This is a genomic window from Streptomyces sp. SCA2-17 (genome assembly GCF_044336695.1).
On sequence record NZ_CP117521.1, the window covers coordinates 6,223,232 to 6,239,495 of the forward strand.

The following is a 16,264-nucleotide window of genomic DNA, read 5'->3' on the forward strand; positions in this document are numbered from 1 at the left end:
GGTGGAGGCAGGTGCCGTACACAGCGTGATCCCGTTCAGCTCACACGTGGTTCGGGCACCGGTGTCTCCCGAGTGCGTTCGGTCTTGGACCAGCCGGTGCGTCCGGCGGCCATGCGCCACAACGCACGCCAGCAGGCGGCGAAACCGACGTAGGTCCACAGCACCGTCGCATGGGAATAGCAGACGGCCTTCCAGAGCGGCAGGTCGTCGGCACGCCGCCAGTACAGCAATGCCCAGGCCAGGTAGAGCGAGAAGGAGACCAGATACCACCCGATGCCGGTGACCGCTGCCCCCCACACCGGCCCGGCGGCCGGGGCGGTGAGCGTCGTGGCGTTGTTGTAGACCGTGTGAAGCGTGTGGACCAGGAGGTACTGCTGGGCGATCGACCAGGGGAGGGTGATCGCGTAGGGCACGAGCAGGTAGCCGGTGAGTTCCAGCCGGGCCTTGGCGTCGGCGGTGGGGGCGGCCCACAGTTCGGGGAGGCGCGTGATGGCGCTCATGTGTCCCTGGTACCAGCGGGTGCGCTGCCGCAGCAGCCGGCGGGGGCAGGTCAGGCCCTGCTGGGAGACGTAGGCGCCCGTGGTGGAGGTGACCGTCCACCCGTGCACGGCCAGGCTGATCCCCAGGTCCAGGTCCTCGGTCAGGGAGTCCGACCACGGCGCCGGCCCGATGCTGTCCAGGGCGGCGAGGCGGGTGAACTGCCCGTTGCCGCCTATGCTCACCGAGCCCGTGGACACCCTGCCGAACTGGGTCAGCGCGCTCAGGCCCCAGAACTCGATGTCCTGGAACCGCAGGACCCAGTTCCGCCGGTCCCGGATGCGCACCGCCACCTGGGCCCCGCCGACCGCCGGTGCGTCGAACGACGGAGCAACGCGGGCGGCGGCACCGGGCGTCAGCCTGCCGTCGGCGTCCAGCACGCAGACCAGCACGCGCACCGGGTCCAGGCCCTCGTCCTCCACGCAACGGCGCACCGCGAGCAGCCCCGCGTTGAGCGCCGCGCCCTTGCCCCGCCGGGCCTCGGGCAGCGTTCTGCGCACGAGGGTGATCCGGCCGCGGCCCGCGGTCCGGGCCAGCTCGGCCGTGGCGTCGCCGCTGCCGTCGTCGATGACCACTGCACGCACCCCGGGCTGGCCGGCCAGCAGCTCACGCACGGTGTCGGCGATGACCCGTTCCTCGTTCAGGCACGGGATGAGCGCGAACACGGTCCAGCCGGGCGGTGGCCTGGCGGACGGCCCCTCCGAGAGTTCGAGCTGGCCGCGCAGCGACGCGCCGTTGCGACGAGCGAACCTCACGCCGATGACCGTGAGGGGCAGTGCGTACATCAACGTGGCCGCGACGATGCAGAGTCCGGCCATCCTTATGATCGTTCCCAGTAGGGTCATGGGAAGCCCTTCGACGTTGCCGCCGGCACCGACGCGCCGGGAGTCGATGACCTCCATGGTTTCCGGACGCGCCACCCTTCATGCTCGGAAGACACAGACGTGTACCGCTGGAACATGCGGCTCGGTGCCCGCGGCCTTGGCCGGAGTCTCCGAGGCCTCTCCGTACCGTTTCCGTGCCCGATATCGCCGTCTTCCCACCGCCCGGCGGCCGGCGGGGTCCGCCGGGCGTCGCCGTGAAGATCGATTGTCAGTGGTGGCTGCGAGGATCGGAGCATCGAGTCGGAGAAAGATTTCGGGGGAGCCGTCATGTCCGGAAACCAGAACTACATCAACCACGTTGCTCTCGTCCTCGACGCCAGTTCGTCGATGTCACACCTGAGCCGCAAGGTCGTCGAAGTCGCCGACCAGCAGATCGCCTACCTGGCCCGCCGGTCGGAGGAGCTGGACCAGGAGACCCGCGTCACGGTGTACGTCTTCGCGAACACGGTGGAGTGCGTCATCTACGACAAGGACGTGCTGCGGATGCCGTCCCTGAAGGAGCTGTACCGGGTCGGTGGGATGACGGCCCTGCTGGCGGCCGCGCTGAAGTCGCAGCGGGAACTGGCGCAGACGGCCCAGCTGTACGGCGACCACAGCTTCCTGACGTTCGTGCTGACCGACGGTCAGGAGAACGCGAGTCACCACTGCGTGGACGCCCCCACCAGGGATCAGCGTGAGCTCGTGCGGGCCGTGGCCGAGATGATCGAGACGCAGCAGGACAACTGGACGCTGGCCGTTCTCGTGCCGGACCAGATGGGCAAGCGCGAGGCCATGCGGTGCGGCTTCCCGAAGGACAACATCGCCATCTGGGACGCCACGAGCACCCAGGGCCTGGAGGAGGCCGGGCAGGTCATCCAGGAGGCCACCGAGAAGTTCATGGTGGGGCGCACCCAGGGCATCCGGGGATCGCGGGCGGTGTTCTCCATGGGCGCGGAAGCGGTCAACAAGGACACCATCGAGGCGGCCGGTCTCACCCCGGCCGATCCGTCGGCGTACCAGCTGATTCCGGTGGCCCGCGAAGCGGCCATCCGGGACTGGGTCGTCGAAAGCGGCCACACTTACCGCACCGGTGGTGCGTTCTACCAGCTGAGCAAGTCGGAGAAGATCCAGGCGCGGAAGCAGATCGCGGTGCTGGAGAAGAAGACGGACCGGGTGTACACGGGGCCGGAGGCACGTGCCCTGCTCGGCCTGCCGGACGCGGAAGTCCGCGTCAAGCCGGACCACAACGACGACTTCACGATCTTCGTGCAGAGCACCAGCGTGAACCGGAAGCTGGTGCCGCAGACGCGGCTGCTCCTGATGAACTGATGCCTTGACAGCCCCGCCGGCCCGGCCCGCGGGGCTCCCTGTCCGGCGGCACGACCCCTGCCGGGCCGGAAAGGCAGGGTCGGCCGCGCCGGGGGGAGGAGGGCGCGGGGCCATCCTGACGTTCCGCTACCAGCCGGCCGAACCACCGCCGGGCCGGCGGTGCGGACCGGGGCACGCCGGCTCGCGCACGACGGGCCCCCGGCCTCAGCGGGTGAAGTGGCGGGCCGTGGGCACCAGGGCCGCCGCGGCCGGTATGAGGAAGCAGGCGGCGGCGCACACCGCGAGGACGGGCGTGGTGCCGAACGCGTCGATGGCCGGGGCGATCACGGCCAGGCCGACGGGTGCCAGGCCGTAGGACACCAGGAAGTCCAGCGAGGAGACGCGGGCCAGCTTCTCCGGGGCGACCTCGCGCTGGGTGGCCGTGAACCAGGGCACGTTGAACAGCTCGATCCCGACCCCGGCGACAGCGTACGCGGCGACGACCACGACCGGGTGCACGGGCAGCATCAGGCTCAGCGGCGCGAAGCCGTACGCGGCCAGGCCCGCGAAGGCGGCCCAGCCCTGGGAGCGCGGCCGCCAACGGGCGATGACCAGGGCGCCGCCGAGCGCGCCCACGGTGTACGCGGTCATGGCCGCGGCCAGGACCCACCCGGTGCCGTAGCGGTCGCGGCTGATCAGGGGCAGCGCGACGCTGGTGGCGGAGTAGCCGAGGGCGATGACAGCGACGAGGGCGGCGAGCCCGGCGAGGAACCAGGGGTGGCGGCGCGCCTCGCGTATCCCGTCGAGGAACTCCCTGCGGAAGCCGGTGCGCGGGGCGGCCGCCTCGGCGGCCTGAGCCGCCGCCGCGGCGGTGCCCCTGCCCGGGACGAGCGCGGCGACCAGCCAGAGCAGGCCGATGCCGAGCAGGAGCGTCGAGACGTCGAGGAAGGAGGCGAGCAGCGCGGTCAGGGCGGGCCCGGCGAGCGTGGAGCCGCGTACAGCCATGGTCGTGGCGGCGTTGGCCTGCTGGCGGTGGGCGGGGCCGACGGTCTCGGCGGTGAGCGCCTGGAACGCCGGGCGGCAGGCGCCCTGTCCGGCGCCCGCGAGGGCGGCGGCGGCCGTCATCAGCACGAGTGAGCGGCCGAGTCCGGCGGCGAGGAGGGGCGCGGCGACCGCCGCCGCGAGGGCCGACCAGAGGACGACGGCGCGGCGGGAGTGCCGGTCCGCCAGCACGCCGCCGACGGCGACGGCGGCGAGGAAGCCGGCGGTGCGCGCGGCGAGGACCAGGCCGAGGCCGGCCGCGCCGAGGTCGCGGTGGAGGACGGCGAGCCCGAGGACGAAGGGCAGGGCCCAGGTCGCGAGGCCGGAGGCGGTGGTGCCCGCCCACAGGCGCAGGAAAGCGGGGTCGCGGAGGACCGAACGCGGGGGCGGGGTGGCGGACTTGGCCGCTGTCGGTGCGGGCGTGGTCGTCACGGTGTGGTTGCTCCTTGGGGTGAGGTGGCGGTCCGGTGGGAAGCCACCCGGATTCGCTTAATGAAAATGAATACCATTACAGTACCCTTCGAACGCGGCACCCCCTCCCGGACTGGAGCCCCCATGCGCCACCCCGCCCGCCTCGGCATCGCCTTGACCATCGCCCTCGCCACCGCGGGCTGCTCCGCGGCAGCGCGTGACGGCTCCGGGGCGGACGCCCGGTCCGCCACCGCGGCCTCCGTCACCAGCTGCGGCCGTCAGTTGTCCTTCGCCGGGCCTCCGCAGCGCACCGTCACCCTGGACCAGACCTCCACCGAGACCCTGCTCGAACTCGGCCTCCAGGACCGGATGGCGGGAACGGCCAACCTCAAGACGAAGGTCCCCGCGCAGTACCGGGCCGCGTACGACAAGGTCCCCGTCATAGCCCCGAAGATCGCCACCGGCGAGCAGCTGCGCGCCGCCGGCCCCGACTTCGTCATCGGCGGTTCCACGGACCTCTTCACCAAGGACCGGGCCGGCACCCGCGAGGAACTGGCCGCCCTCAAGGTCCCCACCTTCGTCAGCGCCGTGGACTGCCCGCGGCAGAACCCGGCCGGCAAGTCCCCCTTCGAGCTGCTCTTCTCCGACTACGAGAACCTCGGCAAGGTCTTCGGCGCCGAGGAGCGGGCCCGCAAGCTCGCCGCCGGCCAGCGCGCCGCGGTCGCCAAGGCGGGGGAGAACGCGGCCAAGGTCCCCGCGGGCAAGGACCGGCCGACCGTCGTCTACCTCTACTCCGTCTTCAACGGCATGCCGTACGTGGCGGGCAAGTCGGGCCTGCCCAGCGAGATGAGCCGGATCATCGGCGCGAAGAACGCCTTCGACGACGTCAACGAGGACTGGCCGGAGGTCTCCTGGGAGGAGGTCGCCAAGCGCGACCCGGACGTCATCGTGATCGGCGACCTGTCCGAGCGCGGGCGGCCGGGCGACAGCGCCGCCGAGAAGCGCGCCGCGATGACCGGGCACCCCGTGGTCTCCAAGCTGGCCGCGGTCCGGGACCACAAGATCCTCGAAGTGCCGGGCATCGAGCTGGACCCGTCGGTGCGCTCCGTACATGCGCTCGGGCTGCTGGCCGAGGGAATGAAGGACCTCGGGTATGCCCGCTGACCCGGTCACTCGGCACAAGCCGACGGACCTCCTGCTTCCGGCGGCCCGCGGGATGATGACGGAGTGCCCCCGCACCACCCGGCCCCGCCCGCCCGGTCCTGCCCGGGCACTCCTCTTCCTCCTCGCACTCGGCGCCCTGGCGGGCTCGGTCGCCGCGGCCGTGGCCATCGGCACCGCCGACGTGGGCTGGACCGGCCTCGCCCGTGTCCTCGGCGCCCGTCTCGGCCTGGGCGTGGAGCCGTTGCCCCCGCTGGTGGATTCCCTCATCTGGGACCTGCGGCTGCCGCGCGTGCTGATGGCCGCCCTCGTCGGCGCCTCGCTCGCCGTGTGCGGCACGGTCCTCCAGGCGGTCACCCGCAACGCCCTCGCCGACCCCTACCTCCTCGGCGTCTCCTCGGGCGCGTCGGCGGGAGCCGTCACCGTAGTCGTCCTGCCTCTGACCGGGCTGGGCGCGAGCGCGCTCGGCGTCACCGGAGGCGCGCTCGCCGGCGCCCTGCTCTCCTTCGGCCTGCTCATGCTGCTGTTGCGGCGCACCGGGCTGGACTCGTCCCGCATCGTCCTCACCGGCGTGGTCGTCGGCCAGCTCTTCACCGCGCTCACCTCCCTGATCCTGATGGCCTCGGCGGACGCGGACACCACGCGGGCCGTCACCCACTGGCTGCTGGGCTCGATGGCGCCCGCCCGCTGGAACACCGTCGTGGTCTGCGCGGTCGTCACGCCGCTGGGGCTGCTGGCCGCGTGGCTCTGCTCGACCGCCCTCGACGGGCTCGCCTTCGGCACCGACACCGCCGCGTCCTTGGGGATCGGCGTACGCCGCACGCGGATGCTGCTGCTCGTGGTCACGGCCGCGCTGACCGCGGTGGCGGTGGCCACCGTCGGCGCCATCGGCTTCGTCGGGCTGATCGTCCCCCACGGGGTGCGCTTCCTCGTCGGCCCGCTGTACCGGGTGCTGCTGCCGTACGCGGCGCTCGCGGGCGCGGTGTTCCTGGTGTGGACGGACGCGCTGGCCCGGATCGCCTTCGCGCCCCGCGAGGTTCCCGTGGGCGTGATCACCGCACTCCTCGGCGTGCCGCTCTTCCTCCTCGTCCTGCGCAAGAGGGGTGAGCTGTGAGGATCACCGCCGAAGAGCTGAGCTGGTCGGTGGCGGGCACGCCCGTCGTCCGTGGTGTCAGTGCCGGCATCACCCCCGGCGAGACGGTCGGACTGCTCGGCCCCAACGGCTCCGGCAAGTCCTCGCTGCTGCGCTGCCTGGCCGGCCTGCGGGCCCCCGACACGGGCACGGTTCGCTACGACGGCGAGGACGTACGGGACTGGAGCGCGCGCCGGATCGCCCGCCACGTCGCCTTCGCCGGCCAGGACCCGGGCGCCGACAGCGAACTGCGGGTCGCCGACGTCGTGGGCCTGGGCCGGACCCCGTTCCGCGACCGCTGGCGCGGACCGGACGCCACCGACCGGGCGGTCGTCGCCGCCGCGCTGGAGCGCCTCGGGCTCACCGCGCTCGCCGGCCGCCCCTGGAAGGCGCTGTCGGGCGGCGAACGGCAGCGCGCCCACATCGCCCGCGCGCTGGCCCAGCAGCCGTACGCGCTCCTGCTCGACGAGCCCACCAACCACCTCGACGTCAAACACCAGCTGGAACTGATGCGGTTGCTGACCCGTACGGACCAGACCGTCCTGGTCGCGCTGCACGACCTGTCGCTCGCCGCCCGGTACTGCGACCGGCTGCTGCTCCTGCACCACGGCCGCCTGATCGCCGCCGGCACCCCCGCCGCCGTCCTGACCGCCGAGCGGCTCGCCGAGGTCTTCGAGGTGGACGCCGAACTCACCACCGACGCCCTGGGACACCCCGCCGTCACCTACCGCGGGCCGCTCGGCGTGCCGGCCCCCGAACACCAGCCCTCCCCGTAAAACCCAGGAAAAGGAACCCCATGACCCCGACGCCCCCCGCCCCTTCCGTCGACGCCCTCGTCGAAGCCGTCCTCGCGGGCGAACACGGCCCGCTCCCCTCCGAACTCGTCGCGACCAGCGTGTTCTGGCTCCACCACGGCACCCGCCTCGCCGGCGGCGACACCACCTACCTCAACCAGTACGTCCTGGTCCGCCTCGGCGGCTCGTTCGGCGGCTGCGCCTTCGAGGCCGGCGAGACCGACCCGTCGGTCTGCCGCGACTCCTCCGGCGCCCCGCTCGACGTCCTGCTGCGCAAGGCCCCGCGCCCGCTGCGGATCGCCGCCCTCGACGCCTACCTCGCCGAGACCCGCCCGCACCGCGCGGCCGCCGCGGCGGGCGACGCCGAGGCCGTCACCCTTCCCACCGGCACCCCGGAGACCCGGGCGAAGGCCCGCGACGCGGCCATCGCCGGCCTGCTGGACATCGAGGAGGGCGCGCGGGTGGGCCTCATCGGCGTCGTCAACCCGCTGGTCGCGGCGATACGCGAGCGCGGCGGCGCCCCGCTGCCCTGCGACTTCAACCTCAAGGCCACCCAGTGGGGCGACCCCGTCACCGACGACATGCACGCGGTGCTGGACCGTGCCGACGCCGTGGTCGCCACCGGAATGACCCTGAGCAACGGCTCGTTCGACACCATCCTGGAGCGCTGCCGGACCCGGGGCGTCCCGCTGGTCGTCTACGCCCAGACCGGCAGCGCCGTCGCCCGCGCCTTCCTCGGCTCGGGCGTGACCGCCCTGTCCGCGGAACCGTTCCCCTTCTCCCAGTTCAGCGCCGAGGAGAGCGTCCTGTACCGCTACCGGCCGGCGGGCGGCGCGTGAAGCCCGCCGCCCGCCCGGCGGTCCCCGGTGCCGGCGACGCGCCCGCCGGCACCGGGCACGCCCCCTGCCACCACGGCGAGATCCTCCAGGGCGTCTTCCTCGACGGTGACGGGCGCCGGTGCGCGGGCCTGGTCACCCTCCCCATGGCCGGCCCCGGCAGCCACGCCGAGTTCGTCCGCAGGCCCGGCACCCCGCCCGGCGCGCTCACCGTCGTCCCCGCCGGCCGAACGAAAGCCGCGCAAGCCGCGGCCCTCGCGGTCGCCGCGTGCGCCGAGCGGACCGGGCAGCCGCCCTGCGGCGGGGAGCTGCGGCTCACGTGCGACGTACCGGTGGGCCTGGGCATGGGCAGCTCCACCAGCGACGTGATCGCCGCCGTACGCGCGGTCGCGGACTCGTACAGGCTGCGGCTCGCCCCCGACGCGGTCGCCCGGCTGGCCGTCCGCGCCGAGCTGGCCTGCGACCCGCTGATGCTGGACGGCCGCCCGGTGCTGTTCGCCCAGCGCGAGGGCCGGGTCCTGGAGGTCCTCGGCCCCGCCCTGCCGCCGCTGGTCGTGGTCGGCTGCGCCTTCGGCGGGGGCGCGCCCGTGGACACCCTCGCCCTGCCCGTACGGGAGGCCACCGAGGCCGACGTCCGGGACTTCGAGCGGCTGCGCACACGGCTGCGCCGGGCGGTGGCCACCGGTGACGCGCACCTGCTCGGGCAGGTCGCCACCGCCAGCGCGCGCCGCGGCCAGCAGGTCCTCGGCCACCCGGAGTTCGGCGCACTGACCGCCATCGCCCGCCGGGTCGGAGCCGCGGGCGTCCAGATCGCGCACAGCGGCGCCGTGGCGGGCGTGCTGTTCGCCCCGGCCACCCCGGGCCTGCGGCACCGCGTCCGCAGCTGCCTGCGCGCCCTGGACGCCCACGGCATCCCCGCCACCCGGACCTTCACCACCTTGGGCAACTCCACCACTTTCAGCACCTTCTCCGCCTTCTCCACCTTTCACCACCACCGAAGGGACCCTGAATGGACCAGCACATCGCGGAGTCGATCGGCCGGCCGGACCTGATACGCCTCGACGACCGGCTCGTCTGCCTGCGCTTCGAGACGATGAAGGTCGTCTCCGCCCTCGCCGCGGTGCGCCACCTGCTCGACACCGGCGCCGTGCGGCGCGGCGACACCCTGCTGGACAGCTCCAGCGGCATCTACGCGTACGCCCTCGCCCTGGCCTGCCACCGGCACGGCATGCGCTGCCACATCGTCGGCTCGGCGACGGTGGACCGCACGCTGCGCACCCAGCTCGCCGTCCTCGGGGCGACGCTGGAGCAGATGGAGCCGTGCAGCGACCTCAAACTCGACCAGAAGCGGCGCGTCGAGCGGATCCACGAGATCCTCGCCGCACACCCCGAATACCACTGGATGCGGCAGTACCACGACGGCATCCACTATCTCGGCTACCGCGCGGTCGCCGACGGGATCCGGGCGGCGACCGGCCCGGACCCGCTCACCGTCGTCGGCGGCGTCGGGTCTGGAGCCTCCACCGGCGCCCTCGCCCGCTACCTCCGCGCGGCCCCCGACGGCCCGGCGGACGTCGAACTCGTCGGCGTCCAGCCGTACGGCAGCGTCACCTTCGGCGCCGGGCACGTCTCCGACCCCGAGATCATCATCGCCGGGATCGGCAGCTCCATCCCCTTCGGGAACGTCGCGCACGAGCTGTACGACACCCTGCACTGGATCTCCTTCGACGCGGCCCTGGCCGGCAGCGTCGACCTGCTGCGGGGGCACGCGGTCTTCGCGGGGCTGTCGACCGGCGCCGGCTACCTCGCCGCCCGCCACGAACGCGAACGCACCCCCGGGCGGACGGTCCTCTTCATCGCCGCCGACACCGGGCACCGCTACGTCGACACCGTCTACGCCCGGCACCGCGAGGCCGCGCCCATCGCGGACTTCGCCCCGCGAGAGGTGTCCGACCGCAGCCAACTGGCCCTGCCCTGGTCCCGGATGCGCTGGAACCGCGCCCCGGCGACGGAGTGGCCGCCCGCCTCGGCACTACCTTCAGAAGTTGTATGAACAATGCCAACCATTGACGTTGTACGTTCAGCAACTTTATGGTCGCGGGACTCTCGCACGAGTTACGAGAACGACGGAGAACAATGACGTACTCCCCCGGAGCGCGCCCGCGCCCGCGTCCCGCCCGCCTGACCGCGCTGCTGCTCGCCGGAGCGCTCGTCGCCCCGGTGGCGCCCGCGGCCGCGGCATCCGCACCACAACCCCCCACCGCAGACCGTTCCCCCGCCGCCGTCCCCCCGTCCGCCGGCTGCCGGACGGGCGACGGCTGGTCGCTCGACTCCACCCGCATCGACACCGCCGACACCCACCACGCCTACGTCGGCAACGGCTACCTGGGGCAGCGCGTCCCGCCCAACGGCGCCGGCTACTCCGCGAGCGACACCAAGACCGGCTGGCCGCTCTTCACCCCCGCCTACGACGGCTCGTTCGTCTCCGGGCTCTACGCGCACAACCCGCAGACCGCGGACGACCGGCAGGCCGTCGCGGCGCTGCCGACCTGGACCGGGCTCACCGTCGGCACCGGCGGCGCACACGGCGATACCTTCAACTCTTCGACGGAACCGGGCCGGGTGTCCGGCTACCGCCAGACCCTCTTCCTGCACTGCGGCATCGTCCGGACCTCCCTGACCTGGACCGCCGCCGACGGCAGGAAGACGGACCTGGTCTACGAGGTGCTCGCCGACCGCAACGACCCGCACGCGGGCGCCGTCCGGCTGCGCATGACACCGCGCTGGAGCGGCGAGGCCACCGTCACCGACCTCATCGACGGACACGGCGCCCGGCGCATGAGCGGGACCGGCGGGGGCGACCGGACCGAGAGCCCCGGCCGCGACGGCCGCACCATGGACGTCACCTTCCGCACCGACGGCACCGGCACCGACGGCGCCGTCGCCTCCACCCTGCGCGCCGGCAACGGCATACGGACCACCGGATCCAAGGGCGCCGGCGCCGCCGCGGACCTGAGCGCACGGCAGTCGCTCAGCTTCCCCGTCCGCACGGGCCGGTCCTACGAACTCACCAAGTACGTCGGCGTGGACACCGCCCTGACCTCGCACGCACCCCGCCGCGACGCCACCGCCGCCTCGCAGCGCGCCGCCCGGCGCGGCTGGGACGGCCTGCTGCGCGCCCACACCGCCGCCTGGGCCCGCCTGTGGCGCGCCGACATCGAGGTGCCCGGGCAGCGCGACCTCCAGGCATGGGTGCGCTCCGCGCGCTACGGGCTGCTCTCCAGCAGCCGCAAGGACGCCTCCGACAGCATCGCCCCGGCCGGGCTGACCAGCGACAACTACGCCGGGCTGGTGTTCTGGGACGCCGAGACCTGGATGTACCCGGCCCTGCTGGCCACCGACCCCGCGCTCGCCAGGAGCGTCGTCGAATACCGCTACCGCACCCTCCCCGGAGCCCGCGAGAACGCCCGGAAGCTCGGCTACCAGGGCCTGTTCTACCCCTGGAACAGCGGCAGCAAGGGCGACCTGGCCCAGGAGTGCCACAGCGTGGACCCGCCCCACTGCCGCACCCAGATCCACCTCCAGTCCGACATCTCCCTGGCCGCCTGGCAGTACTACCTCGCCACCGGCGACACCGCGTGGCTGCGCGGGCGCGGCTGGCCCGTCATGAAGGGCATCGCCGAATTCTGGGCCGGAAGGGTCAGCCGCAACACCGACGGCAGCTACTCCATCAAGGACACCGCCGGCCCCGACGAGTACAGCAACGGCGTCGACGACGCGGTCTTCACCAACGCGGGCGCGGCCACCGCACTGCGAAACGCCGCCCGCGCCGCACAGCTGCTCGGCGAGCGCGCACCGGGGGAGTGGACGGCGATCGCCGACCGCATCCGGATCCCCTACGACGCGCAGCGCAAGGTCTTCGAGCAGTACGACGGCTACCGCGGCAGCAAGATCAAACAGGCGGACACGGTCCTGCTGATGTACCCGCTGGAGTGGCCGATGCCGCAGGGCGCGGCAGCGAACACCCTCGACTACTACGCGCAGCGGACCGACCCCGACGGCCCGGCCATGACGGACTCCGTGCACGCCATCGTCTCCGCCGGCACGGGCGAGCCGGGCTGCTCGACGTACACCTATCTGCAGCGCGCCATCAGGCCGTTCGTCCGCGGGCCCTTCGCCCAGTTCTCCGAGGCCCGCGGCGCGAAGGCGGGCGCCGAGGACCCGCTGGCCGGCTCGCCCGCGCACGACTTCCTCACCGGCAAGGGCGGCTTCCTCCAGATCTTCACCAACGGCCTGACCGGCATGCGGATGCGCGAGGACCGGCTGCACCTCGACCCGATGCTGCCGCCGCAGCTCGGCCGCGGCGTCACCCTGCGCGGGCTGCGCTGGCAGGGCCGCACGTACGACGTCGAGCTCGGCGCCCGGCGCACCACCGTACGGCTCACCGACGGCGCGCCGATGACCCTCGACACGCCGCAGGGCACGAAGACCGTCACGAAGGCGGCCCCGGCCGTGCTCGACACCCGCCGCCCCGACCTCGCGCCGACCGCCAACACGGCCCGCTGCACCGCCGCCACCGCCTCCTCCGAGGAACCGGGCATGTACGCGGCGGCCGCCGTCGACGGCAACACGGCCACGGCCTGGGTCCCGGATGGCCCGGACGGCAGCCTGACCACCGACCTCGGCAAGTCCGTACGCGTCACCAAGGTCACCCCCGCCTGGAGCGGCCCGGCCCCGGCCTCCTCCGCCGTCCAGCTCTCCACCGACGGCCGGCACTGGCGCGACGTCCCGGCCGGCGGAAGCGCCACGCCGGTGTCCGCGCGGTACGTGAGGGTGGTGGTGCAGGGTGCCGGGGCCGCCGGGTCCCGCACGGGCATCGCCGAAGTGACGGTCTCGTAGGGGGAGGAGAGGGACCCCGCACGGCCGGGGGTTGCACGAGAAGCGCGTCGTGCGGGGTCGCCACGGGGACGCCGGTGGTGTCAGAACGTGAGCGCGTCCAGGTCGACCGCGGCGGCCATGGCCATGGCTCCGGCGTCGTTGAGGTGCATGCCGTCACCGCTGTCGAACCCGGGGCGGATGTAGTCCGGCCGCTCCGGGTCCTCCACGGCGCGGGCGACGTCGAAGACCGAGTCGAAGGCGCCGCCGGTGCGGATCCACTCGTTCACCTCGCGCCGGACGGCGAGGCCCTCCGGGGTGCTGATCCCCGGGTAGATCGCGCCGGCGAACGGGCCGATGGTCGCCACGTGGACCGTCAGCCCGGCCTCGTGCGCCAGGCGGGCCAGCTCGGTGAACCCGGCCGTCAGCTCGCCGGCCGTGGCGGGCGGCAGGCCCGCCATGCCGGGCAGGCCCAGGTCGTTGATGCCGAAGTTCACCAGGACGTGGGCGGCGCCGGGCACGGAGAGCACGTCCCGCTCGAAGCGGGCCAGGGCGTGCTCGCCGATCTCGTCGGTCAGCAGCCGGTTCCCGGCGATGCCCTGGTTGACGGTCCAGCCGCGCTCCAGGCGCCGGTTGAGCGCGTCGACGGAGCGCCGGTTGGTGCCGGGCGTGGTGCCGACGCCCTCGAACCAGGAGTCGCCGAAGGCGACGGCGACCGCCGTGCCCTCGTCCGCGAGCACGTCGATCCCGGTGACGTAGAACCTGGCCGGTACCTCTTCGGCCCCGGGGAGGCTCGCCGCCCCGGCCTGGTTCCCGGCGGTGACGTAGGACGTCTCGGCGGGCATGTGCGAGGTGGTGGCCAGGCCGGTCTCCGCCGGCAGGTAGAGGCTGAGGACGAGGTCGGTGCCCGCCCGGACGGGCAGGGCGACGGGATCGCTGACCACCTCGCCGCCCGGCGCGATCGTCACCTGAGGGGAGCCGTCGAAGCGCACTCCGGTGTCGGTCCCGGCGACGATCTCGTCGCCGGTCTTGCGCTCGGCCACCCGAGCGTCGGCGACGGTCAGCGGGGAGCGGCCGTAGCGGTTGGACAGGCGCACCCGTATCCGCACGCCGCCTCCGGCCATGTGCAGGACCTGGCGGACCGTCTGATTGCTGAAGCCGCGGGACTCGGTGAGCCGGACGGTCTCGTACGGGCTGATCACCGCGCTGCGGAATCCCGCCACCCACTGGTTGGTCATGAAGCGCCTCTCTCTCGGGTGTTTGATCGTACGGTCGGGGTGGTGAGGGGCTGCTCGCGGAGGAGCGGGGCCCCGGCCGTGACAGTTCCCTGCCGGGCGCCGCGCAGCCGTCGCGCGAGGGCCGTGCTGATGGCCAGCGTGACCAGGCACAGGACGGACAGCGTCAGGGGCAGGGCGCCGACGTCGTACTCCTCGATGACCGCGCCCAGCGCGGGCGGGAACGCGACGGAGCCGAGCATGGCCGCGGCGATGGCGTAGGCCATGGCGTTGCCCGAGGCGGGCGCGGAGCGGTTCAGCCAGTTCAGGCCGTTGGGGAAGACGGGCCCGATGCACAGCCCGGCGGCCGCGTAGGCCCACGGGGCGAGGCCCGGCACCGGCACCAGCAGGACACTGACGGTCATCAGGGCGCAGGCGCCGGTCACGATCGCGGCGGGCGGCCGGCGGCGGGCGAGCGGGGCGGCGAGGAAGCGGCCGAGGGTCATGGCCAGCCAGTACGCCGACGTGGCCACCGTCGCGCCGGTCATGCTCTGCCCGAGTGCGTGCAGGTGGGTGGGTTCCCAGTTGCCGATGCCGCTCTGCACCGCGAAGTGCAGCAGGTAGATCGCCACGAAGCCGGCGAGGATGACGGCCGGGCCGCGTCCGCCGGAGCGGTGGGCCGGTGCCGCGGGGGAGGCCTCGGCGAGTTCGGCGGGCGTCGGGCGGGCCCGGACCCCGCGCACGCAGGCCAGGGGGATCAGCGTCAGCAGGCCGATCGTGATGAACGCGGCGCCGTAGCGCTCGGGGCCGGTGACCGCGATGACGGCCGGCGCCAGGACGGTGCCGAGCCCGAAGCAGCCGTGGGCGACGTTCAGCAGGGCCGGGCCGCGGGAGCCGAGCCCGATGAGGAACAACCGGCTGATGGCGAAGTCGACGCCGCCGAGGCCGAGTCCCGTCACGACGGCCGCCGCGAGCATCAGGGGCCACGTCCCGCAGAGGCCGAAGGTGACCGTGCCCGCCATCATCGTCAAGTAGGAGGAGACGAGCAGCGCGCGGTTGCCGATCCGGCGGTGAAGGGAGTGGAAGCCCAGGACACCCACCACCGCGCCGAGTGACTGGGCGGCCAGGGCCAGCCCGGCCGTCGGCTCCGATAACGAGAACCGGTCGCGCAGGGCGGGAACCACCGGGCCGTACAGGGCGATCAGCGCGCCGATGATCACCATGCCCAGGCAGGACGTCACCACGGCGGTGCGGGTGAACAGCGGCTCCTCGCCGTGGGGGGAGGGCGCGCCGCCCCGGGCCGTCACGGCGCGTCCTCGCCGGCCGGCGCGAGCGCGATCAGGAAGGCGGACACGTGCTCGGCCGCGGCGTCCCGCGCGGCCTGCGGGTCGCCGCCGTCGATCGCCTCCAGGATGCGGGCGTGACCGGGGTCCCCGTAGTGCTCCTCGGGGCGGCGCACGCCGCCCACCCGGACCGAGTCCCGGACGGAGCCGAGCATGCTGCTGTAGAGCCGGGTCAGCACGGGGTTGCCCGCCGCCTCGACGACGGCCGTGTGGAACTCCACCGCCGCCCGGTTGAACTCGCCGGCCCTGCCGTCCCGGTGGGCGGCGGTCTGGCGCGCGTACACGGCCGCGAGGCGGACCACGTCGGACCGGTTGCGGCGCTCGGCGGCGAGACCGGCCGCCTCCACCTCCAGGCCGCGGCGGGTCTCCAGGACGTGGCGGAGCTCGGCGTCGGCCAGATAACGGGTCAGGACGGCGTCGACCTCGTGGGTGCCCCGCACGAACGTCCCGCGGCCCTGCGCGGTCTCCAGCAGGCCCACGTGGACCAGGGCCTGGACCGCCTGCCGCAGCGTGCTGCGGCTGACCTCCAGCTCCGCCACGAGCTCGTCCTCGACGGGGATCTTGCTGCCGATCGGCCATCTGCCGCTGATGATCTGGGACTTCAGCCGGCCGATGGTGCCTTCGATCAGGGCCGAACGCGGCACTGCGCGCACTCCGCTCACCTCCGATAGAACGTATCATCATCCCTTAGTAAGGAGACCCTAACTTACTTGCTTGAGCGGTACCGCGCCGAGGGCGAGGGTGGTGCC

13 protein-coding genes are annotated in these 16,264 nt (G+C 73.5%); 8 read left to right on the forward strand and 5 right to left on the reverse strand.

The features are described 5' to 3' along the window. Positions 1-35: 35 nt before the first annotated feature. Positions 36-1,355, reverse strand: a complete 1,320-nt coding sequence (locus tag PS271_RS27675; RefSeq protein WP_398385594.1) for a glycosyltransferase family 2 protein — start codon at positions 1,353-1,355, stop codon at positions 36-38. Between the two features lie 333 nt (positions 1,356-1,688). Here PS271_RS27675 and PS271_RS27680 point away from each other — a divergent pair, with 333 nt between their 5' ends. Next, the gene (locus tag PS271_RS27680) at positions 1,689-2,729 is read left to right on the forward strand and encodes a vWA domain-containing protein (RefSeq protein ID WP_367133169.1); all 1,041 of its coding nucleotides are present in this window, start codon (positions 1,689-1,691) and stop codon (positions 2,727-2,729) included. A 204-nt stretch (positions 2,730-2,933) separates the two neighbouring features. Here PS271_RS27680 and PS271_RS27685 read toward each other — a convergent pair whose 3' ends face one another. Continuing rightward, positions 2,934-4,181: an MFS transporter gene (locus tag PS271_RS27685; RefSeq protein ID WP_398385596.1), complete on the reverse strand. Its 1,248-nt coding sequence runs from the start codon at positions 4,179-4,181 to the stop codon at positions 2,934-2,936. A 123-nt stretch (positions 4,182-4,304) separates the two neighbouring features. Here PS271_RS27685 and PS271_RS27690 point away from each other — a divergent pair, with 123 nt between their 5' ends. The 7 genes from PS271_RS27690 to PS271_RS27720 all read left to right on the forward strand — a co-directional run bounded on the left by PS271_RS27690 (position 4,305) and on the right by PS271_RS27720 (position 12,982). Beyond that, complete coding sequence (locus tag PS271_RS27690; protein WP_398385597.1) at positions 4,305-5,324, forward strand: ABC transporter substrate-binding protein; 1,020 nt, start codon at positions 4,305-4,307, stop codon at positions 5,322-5,324. Continuing rightward, a complete protein-coding gene (locus tag PS271_RS27695; RefSeq protein WP_398385599.1) occupies positions 5,314-6,435 on the forward strand; it encodes a FecCD family ABC transporter permease in 1,122 nt (373 codons plus the stop codon). Before PS271_RS27690 ends, PS271_RS27695 begins: the two co-directional genes overlap by 11 nt. After that, positions 6,432-7,229 carry an ABC transporter ATP-binding protein gene (locus PS271_RS27700; RefSeq protein ID WP_398385601.1) on the forward strand — a complete coding sequence of 266 codons (798 nt, stop codon included), beginning with the start codon at positions 6,432-6,434 and terminating at the stop codon, positions 7,227-7,229. The genes PS271_RS27695 and PS271_RS27700 overlap by 4 nt, the downstream gene beginning before the upstream one ends. Before the next feature lie 20 nt (positions 7,230-7,249). Further along, positions 7,250-8,086 carry a Rossmann-like domain-containing protein gene (locus PS271_RS27705; protein ID WP_398385602.1) on the forward strand — a complete coding sequence of 279 codons (837 nt, stop codon included), beginning with the start codon at positions 7,250-7,252 and terminating at the stop codon, positions 8,084-8,086. Beyond that, on the forward strand, positions 8,083-9,135 hold the full coding sequence (locus PS271_RS27710; RefSeq protein WP_398385604.1) for a GHMP family kinase ATP-binding protein: 1,053 nt from the start codon (positions 8,083-8,085) through the stop codon (positions 9,133-9,135). The genes PS271_RS27705 and PS271_RS27710 overlap by 4 nt, the downstream gene beginning before the upstream one ends. Next, entirely contained in the window at positions 9,093-10,136 is a 1,044-nt protein-coding gene (locus tag PS271_RS27715; protein ID WP_398385606.1) for a pyridoxal-phosphate dependent enzyme, read from the forward strand. Before PS271_RS27710 ends, PS271_RS27715 begins: the two co-directional genes overlap by 43 nt. Before the next feature lie 83 nt (positions 10,137-10,219). Next, positions 10,220-12,982, forward strand: a complete 2,763-nt coding sequence (locus PS271_RS27720) for a discoidin domain-containing protein (protein ID WP_398385607.1) — start codon at positions 10,220-10,222, stop codon at positions 12,980-12,982. Positions 12,983-13,062: 80 nt separating this feature from the next. Here the strand turns inward: PS271_RS27720 and PS271_RS27725 are convergent, their stop codons facing one another. Genes PS271_RS27725 through PS271_RS27735 form a run of 3 tightly spaced genes read right to left on the reverse strand, consistent with a single transcriptional unit; the run spans position 13,063 to position 16,168 of the window. Next, complete coding sequence (locus PS271_RS27725) at positions 13,063-14,196, reverse strand: GDSL-type esterase/lipase family protein (protein ID WP_398385609.1); 1,134 nt, start codon at positions 14,194-14,196, stop codon at positions 13,063-13,065. Then, on the reverse strand, positions 14,193-15,479 hold the full coding sequence (locus PS271_RS27730) for an MFS transporter (RefSeq protein WP_398385610.1): 1,287 nt from the start codon (positions 15,477-15,479) through the stop codon (positions 14,193-14,195). Before PS271_RS27730 ends, PS271_RS27725 begins: the two co-directional genes overlap by 4 nt. Next, positions 15,476-16,168 carry a FadR/GntR family transcriptional regulator gene (locus tag PS271_RS27735; protein ID WP_398385612.1) on the reverse strand — a complete coding sequence of 231 codons (693 nt, stop codon included), beginning with the start codon at positions 16,166-16,168 and terminating at the stop codon, positions 15,476-15,478. The genes PS271_RS27730 and PS271_RS27735 overlap by 4 nt, the downstream gene beginning before the upstream one ends. Positions 16,169-16,264: the final 96 nt, after the last annotated feature.